A 12,793-nucleotide genomic window follows, 5' to 3' on the forward strand; every position below is an offset into this window, starting at 1 on the left:
GGCAACCTGTTTGTATCTGTATCAGCTACGGGGTGTAGCTTAGCCTGGTAGAGCGCTACGTTCGGGACGTAGAGGCCGGAGGTTCGAATCCTCTCACCCCGACCATCACAGATATCTTCAATCTCCCAAACAATACAAACCAGCAGATTTTTGGGTTAGCCCTCTTTTTCGCTAGAGTTTGTGTCCTTTTGCATCAAACCCGCACCCGAGTCACGTCAACAGGCTACAGAATGTGGCAATTCTGCAAACTTTTCCTTGCCACACTTCATAGAAAATTCATATCAATTTCACATCAACAAAATACACTGCCTCCAGACCTAAGAACAAAAAGGGAAGAAGCATGAAAAAAACACTGATCTTCGTTCTGGCGCTTCTGGTATTGCTCTGCCCGATGTTTTACGACACACAAGACCGGGAACCCTCTTATTTAGAATTTGATATTGTCATGATGGAACGGTGGGGCAACTAAAAGTACGCCTTGCCACAAATACTTTAACCCGGGCACTGCTTCAATGAAAGGAAACTGTCTGCTGCTGCCAGGTTTTATGGCCCGTCTTCCCTCACCACTTGCCTTATCAGAAATTTCAGACATTCTTCAGCATACATTTTTCAGCTACCTGCTTTCTTCTTTCCGTTTTGAATTGTTTGGATAAAGCAGTTTTCACTCCCAAGGCCAAGGGAGAAAAAACTCACCAATAAAACAACAGAAAACCAGTTGCCAAAGATTGCAACTGGTTTATAAAAATGTATATAATTAATTTTACTGTCAAATACATGTCATTGTTACAGGAAAAATTCAATGGAAAAGGTTTTGCTCTTTTTAATTCTTTTGCTGGCAATGCTCGCAGCATATTTTGTATACACACAAAATTTTGCTGCCGACAAGACTGTCTCACCCGCTGACCCAAGCGCCACAGCAGCCGTGCCATGGGAAACCGGGGAAACCATTCTCACAGGACCATGCTTTAAGCAATCTAATTGCTACAGGAAATTTTTAGGCGTCACAGATCAGGGCAAGGTGCTTATCCAGGATTTTTATGCATCAGGGCCAAAGGCAACTGATCCTTACACGGTTCTTACCCCGCAAGATGCTGGCTTACCGTTTGTTGGTACAACGATAAACGCTGATACCTTGTCCAATGAGCCAACAAATATTGACAACCTGTTCAGCAAATCACCAGGAATTGATGGCCTACACGTTATTTGGAGTGAGAATGGTCAAAAACTATCGGAAGCCCATTATCAACAAGGATCTGCATTGCCAAGTTTTGCAACTTTCTGGTATCCCAGTAACAGTACAAAATTAGCGGAATGGACTTTTCAGGCTGACGGGCAAAACGGCTTTACGACACTCTGGTATGAAAGCGGGCAAAAACTTGCAGAAATACACTCCATTGGGAATCCTCCACAACCAAGTCAAATGACGGTATGGTTTTCAAATGGTCAGAAACAATATGAATTTAATTTTCATAATGGAAAAGTACACGGTCCTTTAAAAGAATGGTATGCAAACGGGCATCAAAAAACGGATGCCTCTTTCCAAAATGGAGACCTGCACGGCCTTATGACAACCTGGCATCCAAATGGTCAAAAGCAATCAGAGGGTTACTTCCAAGACGGAAAATCGCATGGTCTTGTAACAACATGGAATGAAAACGGCCAGAAAAGAAGTGAAATTGTTTTTGACAATGACAAAGTTGTTGAACGTAGAATGTTCAACTGAGACATCACCTTGCCTATGTTACTGACCAGAACAATGACAAAGGCAGGTTGTCCACCCAAAACAGTTAACCCAACGCAGGCGCAGAGCATTTACCATGAACAAAGCAGTTAAACACATTTTATGGATATTGGCCTTATGTACCTTGCCGCTGACAAATGCATGGGCCGAGTTGCGCTTTCCATCTGCTGAAAGTGTGTATATCAACGACTTTGCAAATGTTCTGTCCGCTGCCGATACAGACCGAATCGAACAAACGCTCAGCCAGTTGGAAAAACAAACCGGCATACAGTTTTCCGTTGTGACCATACACGCTTTAAAAGACTATGGCGCAGATAACATGCCGATCAAAGACTATGCCGACAAGCTGATGGATGACTGGGGGGTTGGCGACAAAAACGACAACGACGGTATTGTCCTGCTATTTTCCCAGGAGGATAGAAAAGTTGCCATATCCATGGGGGCCGGTTACCAAAACCGGTACAACAGCCAGTTGCAAAGCATCGTGGACGATACCATGTTGCCCTACTTCCGCCAGGGGGAGTACAGCCGCGGTATTTATGAAGGCGTGAATCAAACCATCGCTGTTGTTACGGTTCCGGTAAGCTGGTTTCAATTCTATAAATGGCATTTAGCGGCCGGCGTACTCATCGTCATATGCATCGGCGCGGGCATTTCCTGCATGCGCAATGGCAAAAAAGGATGGGGTTGGGTCTTTTTTACTTTTGCATTCATTATTCTGCTTTTTTTAATCAAGCTTTTGCTCAGCGGAAAACGCAGGGGAGGCTTTGGCGGCGGCCGCTCCGGCGGTGGCGGCGCATCGGGTTCGTGGTAGTTTTTATTTGCCACGCCATGGGAAAGTGCTCAAAAAAAGCACCTCCCACCCAGGCTGGCAATGAATGCGTCAATTGAAAATAGCCGTAAGCAATGCGTCTAAAATTAGTATAAATACATAAAAAAACAGTTCCAATTCAACTGCACAAAATATACCGCGCTCGTCTTAGGAGCCCCTGCAGTCTGTCTTTTTCCGCAGTTGGCGATTTTGCCGTCAGTTGTGAACTTGCATCCTCCAGACACACATAGGTCATAACCGTCATAGGTTATACCACCATACAAATGGACTAACCAGATTTATTAAGAATAAACATATACATTTCGTCTTAAGTCTTCATACTGAAATACCATGACCGCTTAAATACCAACGTAAGAAGCCTACACTCTATAACTTAAATGATCAATTTCTCTTTGAGAAATTATTTTTTATCTTCAAAAAACGCTGTTGATATTCGCACAATAAAAGGTATTCCCCATGAAACAAAACGGGCAAAAAATTTCCGCTTATTCACAAAAATATACAAAAACCACGGTACCCAGACAGACTGATGTACCTTTTACCATGAAAAAGCTGGCCTTGCTTCTTGTTGCATGCCTGCCTTTATCTGCCCTGGCTCAAACCAATGCCTCGGTCTCTTATGGTCAGACTGTTACATCCACTGTTGGCACTGGACGTAATGACAACAATGGTTATGTCTTTGTTGACTCAGGTGGAAAAATTGAAACACAAAATGCCAATGCAATCAGCCTAGGTGACAATGCAACCATTTCAATCATTGGAACCGTCATTAATCATGCTACAAACAATACTGGACATTACGGTACAGGCGCCAACACCATAGAGGTCAACAGTCATTCCAATATCACCATTGAGGCTGGGGGTCAGGTCATATCTGCCGGTAACGAAAATATTGCAGAAGCCATCAATGTGCATGGCTATGGTAATGTGATTACGATTCAGAGTTTTGCGCTTGTCCAGTCCAGCGCAGGCGCAGCCATCTGGTTTCAGGACTGGACTTCTGCTCCCGATGCTTCGCAGAGAAACCAAGTAATTAACCGCGGCACGGTCAGACAGACCAATGGTGGTAATGTGATCGGCACCTCTGCAGGCGCTGGCATTATTTTCACCAACTGGGTTGGTGGCGTCGTGGAGGGCAACCTGGTATTCTCCAACGGCAACGACGATCTGTACCTGCATGCCGGCTCTGTCATTACCGGCAATATTGATGGCGGGGGCGGCATTAATACCCTGACACTGTCAGGCAGCAGCGGCCCTGACCCTGCCAATGGAGGGTATCTGCCTGGAGCGCTGAAAAATTTCTCTTCACTCATCAAAATCGACAACGGTGTCTGGACGATTACCGGCCCCATGCAGGGTTTTAACAGTGTACTGGTCAAACAGGGGACTCTGGCGCTCACCGGAAACAACAGCGGCTTTACCGGCTCCGTCACGGTAGACAGCGGAGCCACACTGGAGGCTCGGGCACAGAGCCTACCAACCAGAGCCACAGGTAACAATGCCAACAACGTGTTAAACAATGGACAGGTGTTGTTCACCCAGCCGGATGATGGCACCTACATTGGCCAGATCACGGGCAGCGGCTCAGTCACCAAAACCGGAGCCGGTACACTCACACTGGCACCTGAAACAGGTGCCAATACTTACAGTGGCGGCACCAGTATTCAGGGTGGGACAGTTGCAGTTGCAACAGATAGCGCTTTAGGCGCTCCTTCTGGTGCTCTATCTTTGAATGGAGGCACCCTTCAATGGAACAACAGCTTTGACCTGGCTGCAAGCAGAGCTATCACCCTGGGCCCTTTAGGTGGCACGTTTGATACACAGGACTTTTATTCAACAATCACACAAAACATCACAGGCAGCGGAGATCTCTATAAAACCGGCACCTATGGCACGCTGGTACTGAACGGTAACAATACTTACAGTGGCGGCACTTACATTTATGGTGGCACCCTGCAAGTCAATAACAACAGCGCCTCCAATATGACCGGGCAGGTGTTTGTCTTCCAAAATGCACGTCTGGAAGGCGTAGGGACTCTTGGTTCTACATCATATGCCACCCACAATGCAGGAACTATTTCACCCGGAGTCGGCTCGACGCCCTCAGGTGTTCTGACAATCCGCGGAGATTATGCCGGACAGCCTGGAGGCATTGTTCAAATCAATACCGCACTGGGCAATGACAACTCTCCAACCAGCCGGCTGGTCATTACAGGCGGTACAGATGGTTATACAGCCCCCAATGGGGTGAAAGTGATTAACCGTGGTGGTCTAGGAGGGAGAACTGCTGAAGGCATCCGTATCATTGAAGTGCAGGATACGGCACACTCTTCCAGCAGTGCATTTCGTCTAGTCGGAGATTATGTAATGCCCACCGGCGTACCGGTCGTCATTGGCGGCACGCAGATTTATGCATTGCACCAGGGCAGCACCTCCAACCCGCAAGATGGTAACTGGTATTTGAGGAACTATGTACCACCGGGCATCATTGATTTTCCAAGTATCCCGGGGTTACCGGCTAAGCGGCATCCCAGCACCTATCAGCCAGGAGTCGCACTGTACGAGGCTTATCCACAAATACTGGCTGCATTGAACCGCCTGCCCACATTGCAGCAGCGTGTTGGCAACCGGTTCTGGCCCAGCGGATCATCAACAGATACATCTTCTCCAGAAACCATGCGCTACACAGATAAAACCGGCATCTGGGTACGCGTGGAAGGCTCTACCGCCACTTACAAGCCTTCGCTTTCCACCAGCGAAACCGATTATGATATTGATACTTGGCGCCTGCGCATGGGCGTAGACGGCGTACTCCATACAACAGATGATGGCTCTGTACTGATTGGTGGCATCAATGTGCATTACGGTTATGCCAAAGCCGATGTCAGCGCCGTAACCTCTGATGGCAGCATTCGTACCGATGGCTATGGCATTGCCGGTACCCTGACTTGGTACGACCAAAACGGTTTTTATGCCGATGCACAGGCACAGTTAAGCTGGTTTGACAGTGATATTCATTCACATACACTGCATGCTGACGAAATCAAAGGCAACGATGCCTATGGCTATGCACTCGGTATTGAAACTGGAAAACTGTTTGAGCTGAACCCGCAATGGTCACTGACTCCACAGGTACAGTTTGTTTACTCATCCACCCGCTTCAACAATTTTACGGATCCATTCAGCACCCAAGTTTCACGAAAAGACAGTGACAGTCTGCTGGGGCGCCTGGGGCTGGCCATCAACCACGAAGACAGCTGGACTGCATCCAACGGCAAAATTGATCGTCTGAAACTTTACGGCATTGCCAATCTGTACTACGAGTTTCTTGACGGCACCAAGGTTCAAATCTCAGGAGAGGAATTTGAGAGCCGGAATGATCGCCTGTGGGGTGGCCTGTCTTTAGGCGGCTCTTATAACTGGAATGACGATCAGTATTCGCTTTACAGTGAACTGGGAGCGCGTACCAGCTTGAGAAACTTTGGCGACAGTTATGAAGCTTATGGAGAGATTGGCTTTCGCATGAAGTTCTGATGTAGTTTGTTCATGCATACAGCAAAAAAGTACACCACCCCTATCTTGGTGTATTTTTTGCTGTTCTGCCCGCCCCTTCTGATACAGATAAATGTATCAAACACGTTTTCCACTGCGTCTTTTCCCAAGCTGTTTAGCCCGGTTGCGGATGGCTTTGGTTTTACCGTCCTGCTCAAGCATCTTTAAAAACATTTCGTTTTGTTGTGCAAAATTTTCAAGCAAATACTCCTGCACAACAGAATGCTCTGAATGCATATAACGCTGGAACTCTGCAAGAGAGAGGGTTTCCAACTGGCGCAGTTCATGCAAACACCGTTCCCGCAGAATTGTGGGAGTTAAAGAGCCATCTGACAGTTGATCGAGAAATGATGCAATGGCGTCGAACTGCTGCGCTTGAATTCCCGGCTGCCTGAGCAAGTCAACGCCTGCGGCTAAGGCCATGAATTGGTCAGGATCAAATTCGACCAGTTCCAGAAACTGCTTTATTTCCACATCGGTATATGTTTGTCTATTTTGAAGCCAGCGTCGAAATGCCGTGTAGCGGTAATGTTCCGGGCAGTTTCGCCCGTCTTGTTCAAATGCCTGCCATTGCGCTTCTAACAATGAGGCATCCATAAAACCCCAGATCAGCCACTGTGGAGTGTATTGCAACAGCTCCAGCTTCTCTTTAACCTCTTGCGCAATATCCATTTGCATACAGCCTGGCACCTATTTGAGTCACTTTTCGATCGGTTCAGCAAAACAACCAGCATGCTTTTAAGATGTCCAAAACACAATGCTCGCAATGCATTTGCAGCTCACACATTCTGCCCCTGTCCATATCCAATATCTCTCATACCGTATTGTCATCTGACAATGCTCCCGGCTTGCATACAGACAGTTCAACGTTTCATCATGGGTTATATCTGGTAATTGTATACACCAAGATGAATGTACAAAAATAATGGCCGGCTATCAAGCCAGCCATTCGCAATACGTTTCAAAAAGCATCACCGCATTCTGTTGATCAGGCCGTCTTTCCAGACAAAATGATGAATCAGAGCCATCGAGATATGCCCAACGACCAACAGCAGCAGCAACCAGCCCAGCCAACTGTGCAGCGCACTGGCCGGTGCTATCATCCACTGTACCTGCACGCCGGTATTTTCGGTAATGGGAATACCGAAAAAACTGAAGGCCCGGCCGCTACCGAACTGCCGCAACAGTGCAATGGCAGGAATGACCACCATCAGCAGATACATCAGCGTATGCCCGCCAATGGCCAGCTTACGAACAGTCGGAGTAAATCCGGCGTAGCTGGGGCGTTTTTTCAGATTCATCAAAGCCCATACGCCACGGATCAGAATCAGCACCATCAGTACCAGCCCGACTTCTTTATGCAATCCCCATGAAAATGGCCCGCCCAGCACTTTGACCAGCAGACACCCAAACTGCCAGATCAGCAGCAGTGCCATCAGCCAGTGCAGGCCCATACTGATCAAACCAAAACGGGTAGGTGTATCTTTCCAGGTGCGTGGGGCGCGTTGCATTCTTTTCCTTTCTTTCTGTTGAGCCGGCATTGTAAACAATGCTGCGGTACAAAAAGAATTCGCTTACCCGGAACGGCGTAATGGATATCTGCCTTTAGGCTCAATGCGCATGCGGGTCGAAGTACGCTTCCCAGGTTCGGGCATCAGGTGACAATTGCCCGGCTTTCGCAAACAACACCTGTGCCTGGGAGCGCCTGGCCTCCTGATTAATGCACGCCACGGCCAGATTAAAGTAAGTATTCCGATCTGTTGCACCCGCTTCAATGGCACGGCTCAGGTACTGATATGCCGGTTCAAACTCCCCCATATCACAGTACACGGCCCCCAGACAGGTCAGCACAACGGTATTGGATACCGTATTGGATGAGCCCGTTTTTTTCATGAGCAACTGCAACAGATCACGGGCTGCCTGTAAATGCTGCGTCCACTGTGCTGGCTCCTGCCAGGCACATTCCACATGACGGCGTGCCTGACAAAGTGTATGGTTCAGGCACTCAGCATTCATGGCGTCCAGATACGTCCTGACAGGTTCAGGCCAGGCGTGTGCGATGGCGCTCAATCTGGTAGCGCACCTGTTCCGGTGCCGTTCCGCCAAGCGTCTGACGCGACTCAACCGACCCCTGTAATGTCAGCACACTGTAAACGTCCTGCGCAATATCAGGGTGAAACTCCTGCAGCACATCCAGCGGCAGTTCGCTCAGATCCACACCTTTACCAATGGCATAGCGCACCGCTTTGGCAACTGTTTCATGTGCATCTCTGAACGGCAGTCCTTTTTTCACCAGATAGTCAGCCAGATCGGTGGCTGTGGCATAGCCTTTCAGGGCGGCCTTTTCCATCGCCTCGGCCTTAACCGTGATGCCGCCTACCAGATCAACAAAAATACGCAGAGTATCTTTCACGGTATCCACAGCATCAAACAGTGGTTCTTTATCTTCCTGATTGTCATGGTTGTACGCCAGCGGCTGCCCCTTCATCAAAGTCAGCAACCCCATCAGATGCCCCACAACACGCCCGGTTTTGCCGCGTGCCAGTTCCGGCACATCGGGGTTTTTCTTTTGCGGCATGATAGAGGAGCCGGTGCAAAAACGGTCGGCAATATCGATAAAACCAAAAGACTGGTTCATCCAGATAATGAGTTCTTCAGACAAACGGCTCACATGCACCATCAGGATGGAAGCAGCAGCGGCAAATTCCATTGCGAAATCGCGGTCGCTGACGGCATCCAGGCTGTTGTTGCATACGCCATCCATATCCAGCGTACGGGCCACACGCTCCCGGTCCAGCGGGTAACTGGTTCCGGCCAGCGCAGCAGACCCCAGAGGCAGCCGGTTGACCCGGCGGCGCACTTCCTGCATGCGCTCAGCATCGCGTGAAAACATTTCCACATACGCCAGCATATGGTGGCCAAACGTCACCGGCTGGGCCACCTGCAAGTGGGTAAAGCCGGGCAGAATCACATCCGCATGGCGTGCTGCAATATCCAGCAGGGCCAGTTGCAGTTGACGCAGCAGCCCGGAAACCAGGTCGATTTCGTCACGCAACCACAACCGGATATCGGTAGCCACCTGGTCATTGCGGCTGCGCCCTGTATGTAAACGCTTGCCGGCATCTCCGACCAGATGTGTCAGCCGCGCCTCAATGTTCAGGTGCACGTCCTCCAGCTCCAGCTTCCACTCAAAAGCGCCTGATTCGATTTCCTGCCGGATCTGTGTCATACCGCGCCGGATATCATCCCAGTCCGACTGGCTGATGATTTTTTGTGCTGCCAGCATTTCAGCATGCGCCAGCGAGCCGGCAATATCGGCCTGCCACATGCGCTTGTCGAAAAACACACTGGCGGTATAGCGTTTCACCAGGTCGCTCACAGGTTCTGAAAACAGGGCTGACCAGGCTTGGGACTTTTGATCTAATTGGTTGGTAGACATGGTACTGATATGGATAACTGTCAAATAGGGTTAACCGCTGGGGCACGCCACAAACTGCTGCTTTCTGTAGACAATTTGTATGCATGCTGCCTGACGTAGGCTATGATTGTCTCATGATTGATACACTGCTGACCAGACTGGCACAATATGGTCAACATGTTCCCAAGGAAAACCCTGCATGTCCGATAACGACGTTTATGCCCAATTGATCAAGCCGTCCGGCATTCTGCGTGTTCTGCTGACCGTGATTGTGCTCATCATGGTAGCGGGCTTCTGGCATGCGAACGACTTTCTATCCTGGATCAACGGCATGTTCCCCTTTATGCTGTGGGTTCCGCCAGCGGCTCTGATATGGCTGCTGCTGATTTTAATGATGGTGTGTATTTTTCAGATACCATGGGTTGCCAGCTCATGGATCGTCTCCGAAAAAGCCGAGCAGGCACGGCGCATTTGGCTCATTATTCTGGCGGCAGCCAGTGCAGGTGTTTGTGCCGGATTTACCAACCTGTATACCAAAGACACAACAGCCTTTTTCAGCATATCCTACTGGCACTGGCCTGCAGCCGTGTGGGGCGGCCTGACGGCAGCAATCATCACCGAATGGTTTTACTGGCATAAAAAAGGCCAGAAACCCGCTGCCACAGAAGCCAAACTGCTGGAACTGCAAGCACGCATCCGCCCCCACTTTCTGTTTAATACCCTGAACTCTGCCATGGCTCTGGTGCGCCTGGACCCTGATGCAGCAGAAGCCGTGCTGCAAAACCTGTCTATCCTGTTTCGTGCCGCACTTGAGTCGGGGGACAGCAGCAGCGCTACCGTACAGCAAGAAATTGATCTGGCGAAAAGCTACCTTTCGATTGAATCGGTTCGCCTGGGCAACCGGATGCATGTGCAATGGAAAGTCGACGATGCCACACTGAATGCCATGATCCCCGCGCTCAGCCTGCAGCCTATTTTAGAAAATGCCGTACGGCACGGCATAGAGCCGGCCGATACAACCGGCTTCATCAAAGTAAAAATCCGGCGCCGCCTGGGGAAAGTTGCTCTAAGGGTAGCCAACACGGTACCCTCCCCTGAAGAGCAGGCCCGCCACCCGACCGCCGGCCACGGTATGGCACTGGCTAATTTGCGTGCCCGTTTATCGCTGATGCATGATTTTGAAGGCGTTCTCAAAACCAGAGCACTGACAGACGCCTCTGGCAAGCATTGGTTTATCACCAGCGTCGAAGTTCCAACATCATGACCGACACCCAACCTGTCTCTCCTGCACTGAACATTCTCATCGTCGATGACGAGCCTCTGGCCAGGCACTGGCTGCGTATGCAACTGGGCAAATGCCATTTGCCGGTAACCATTGCTGAGGCTGCCTCCGCAGCACTGGCCACCCAGTGGTTGCAGCAAAATGAATGCCATGTCATTTTGCTGGACATCCATATGCCCGGCACCAACGGGCTGGAATTTGCCAAACAGTGCCAGTCGCTCCACCCGGGAACCGCGGTTATTTTTGTCACGGCAGATTCCAGCCATGCGCTGCAGGCCTTTGATCTGGCCGCATTTGACTACTTGACCAAACCCGTTTCTGTAGAGCGCCTTGAACAGGCTCTGCAACGGGTGTACGAGCGGGTCCGGCTGCAACAACAGGCTGTGACTGAGCCCTCTCCAGTTGAAGAGCCGGTTCTGGTGATCGCCGGGTATCAGCACATTTCCCGCATTCCTTTAAGCTCTGTGCTGTATTTTCAGGCAGACAGCAAATACGTCAAAGTGGTGACCCAAAACGACAACTATCTGATTGAAAACTCTCTTCAGACCCTGGAAGAACAGTTTGCAGAACTGGTGATTCGTGTGCACCGCGCCTATCTGGTTCCCAAACATGCCATCGAAGGCCTGATACGGTTAGCGGCAGATGACACGTCCCCGGAAGGCTGGGGCATCAAAGTACGCGGGCTGAATGCGTGCATCCCCGTATCCCGGCGGCAGTTGTCTCAGGTTAAAACCCTGCTGCACCAGAGCTGATCATTGCATATTCAGACTATCAAGGGCGGTTCAGCACCAGGGGCTGCACCCCCACCAGTGTTTCAACCGCACGGGCAGCCACCTGCGCTTCAGTCGATGTCCGGTAAGGCCCCGCATAAACCCGGTAGTAACGCCCATCGTGCGTTACACGCAAATTGCTGCCGATGCTGCGGTCCTGCGACCCGAGTCTGCTGACCAGCGATTGCGCACTGGTCTGCGAACCGTATGCGCCAATTTGCACAAAGTACCCGCCAGCCAGCACATCCGATGAAGCACCTGACGACACCGTACTGCCTGATGTACTGCTGCCTGAACTCGACACCCGACCGGCAGCAATGTCTGCGGGCATGATGCGCTCGACAATCACCTCCGCCGTTCCCTTGTTCACATAGCCAAGCTTATAGGCCGCCGCATAACTCAGGTCTATGATACGGCTTTGATGGAAAGGCCCCCGGTCATTCACGCGCACGATGACAGAGCGGCCATTGGCCACATTGGTCACCCGTACATAACAAGGTATCGGCAAAGTGGTGTGTGCGGCCGTCATCTCATACATGTTGTATTTTTCACCGCTGGACGTGGGCCGTCCGTGAAACTGCTTGCCATACCAGCTTGCCATGCCGCGTTGCGTGAACGGAATTTCGCGGGTATCAGGCACATATCGCTGGCCTAAAACGGTATAGGGTTTATTCGGCCCGGACATCAGCGGCTCCACGCGGGGAACGGCATCCTGCAGCTTGTCAGGGTCCAGTTGTGAAGGGTCTCCTGGCCCATCATTCTGGTAATAACCGCCACCTGAAGATGAGCTTTTGAAAATGGAACAGCCCGATATGGACAGAACCAGCAGCATCAGCAACACAATCCAGGCAAGATGTCTTAACCGTTTTGCCCGCACTTCCACTGGTAAAGACAAATGCGGGAAACATTGACTGCTGGCTGTATTCATGCTCATCGTGTGAATTACTCCTGGACCCATCATACGTTCTGGCTAAGGGTCATTCTACAACACCTCGATGATCTCTCATGAAACAGCACCCTTAATGCGTAGCTGTTGCATTCGGTTTTACACGCATCTTTTCAGACCCAGCCGTTACTGACCTACAGCACAATCACCAAGCATTTTGGATACCCTTGCAGATCAGCAATTCCGGCGAGCCCGCTTATAATGGCAGCAGCGGCACTGCAACAAAAGAACTGTGCGCACAGCAAGCACTTT

Annotated in this window: 11 protein-coding genes and 1 tRNA gene; 7 read left to right on the forward strand and 5 right to left on the reverse strand. The window is 50.2% G+C overall.

From position 1 onward, the window contains the following. Positions 1–28 precede the first annotated feature (28 nt). From AACY98_RS12390 to AACY98_RS12410, 5 genes are all read left to right on the forward strand, one after another. Positions 29–105: transfer RNA gene (locus AACY98_RS12390), tRNA-Pro, on the forward strand. Positions 106–340: 235 nt separating this feature from the next. After that, complete coding sequence (locus AACY98_RS12395; RefSeq protein ID WP_339805439.1) at positions 341–469, forward strand: hypothetical protein; 129 nt, start codon at positions 341–343, stop codon at positions 467–469. A gap of 330 nt (positions 470–799) precedes the next feature. Beyond that, a complete protein-coding gene (locus tag AACY98_RS12400) occupies positions 800–1,723 on the forward strand; it encodes a toxin-antitoxin system YwqK family antitoxin (protein ID WP_339805441.1) in 924 nt (307 codons plus the stop codon). Between the two features lie 94 nt (positions 1,724–1,817). Next, on the forward strand, positions 1,818–2,555 hold the full coding sequence (locus AACY98_RS12405) for a TPM domain-containing protein (protein ID WP_339805443.1): 738 nt from the start codon (positions 1,818–1,820) through the stop codon (positions 2,553–2,555). A gap of 474 nt (positions 2,556–3,029) precedes the next feature. After that, a complete protein-coding gene (locus tag AACY98_RS12410) occupies positions 3,030–6,107 on the forward strand; it encodes an autotransporter outer membrane beta-barrel domain-containing protein (protein ID WP_339805445.1) in 3,078 nt (1,025 codons plus the stop codon). A gap of 96 nt (positions 6,108–6,203) precedes the next feature. Here the strand turns inward: AACY98_RS12410 and AACY98_RS12415 are convergent, their stop codons facing one another. From AACY98_RS12415 to argH, 4 genes are all read right to left on the reverse strand, one after another. After that, positions 6,204–6,803 carry a hypothetical protein gene (locus AACY98_RS12415; protein ID WP_339805447.1) on the reverse strand — a complete coding sequence of 200 codons (600 nt, stop codon included), beginning with the start codon at positions 6,801–6,803 and terminating at the stop codon, positions 6,204–6,206. 293 nt (positions 6,804–7,096) lie between these two features. Next, entirely contained in the window at positions 7,097–7,636 is a 540-nt protein-coding gene (locus AACY98_RS12420; protein WP_339805449.1) for a cytochrome b, read from the reverse strand. A gap of 100 nt (positions 7,637–7,736) precedes the next feature. Beyond that, on the reverse strand, positions 7,737–8,195 hold the full coding sequence (locus AACY98_RS12425) for a hypothetical protein (protein WP_339805451.1): 459 nt from the start codon (positions 8,193–8,195) through the stop codon (positions 7,737–7,739). Beyond that, a complete protein-coding gene (gene argH, locus AACY98_RS12430) occupies positions 8,167–9,564 on the reverse strand; it encodes an argininosuccinate lyase (protein ID WP_339805453.1) in 1,398 nt (465 codons plus the stop codon). The genes AACY98_RS12425 and argH overlap by 29 nt, the downstream gene beginning before the upstream one ends. Positions 9,565–9,742: 178 nt before the next feature. On the opposite strand from argH, the gene AACY98_RS12435 reads away from it, so the two are divergent. Continuing rightward, a complete protein-coding gene (locus AACY98_RS12435; protein WP_339805455.1) occupies positions 9,743–10,807 on the forward strand; it encodes a sensor histidine kinase in 1,065 nt (354 codons plus the stop codon). Beyond that, positions 10,804–11,577, forward strand: coding sequence for a LytR/AlgR family response regulator transcription factor (locus AACY98_RS12440; RefSeq protein WP_339805457.1), 774 nt, complete (start codon positions 10,804–10,806; stop codon positions 11,575–11,577). Before AACY98_RS12435 ends, AACY98_RS12440 begins: the two co-directional genes overlap by 4 nt. A 19-nt stretch (positions 11,578–11,596) precedes the next feature. Here AACY98_RS12440 and AACY98_RS12445 read toward each other — a convergent pair whose 3' ends face one another. After that, entirely contained in the window at positions 11,597–12,529 is a 933-nt protein-coding gene (locus AACY98_RS12445; protein WP_339805459.1) for a septal ring lytic transglycosylase RlpA family protein, read from the reverse strand. Between the last annotated feature and the right edge of the window lie 264 nt (positions 12,530–12,793).

This window comes from Saezia sanguinis (assembly GCF_963921665.1).
GTDB lineage: Bacteria > Pseudomonadota > Gammaproteobacteria > Burkholderiales > Burkholderiaceae_C > Saezia > Saezia sanguinis.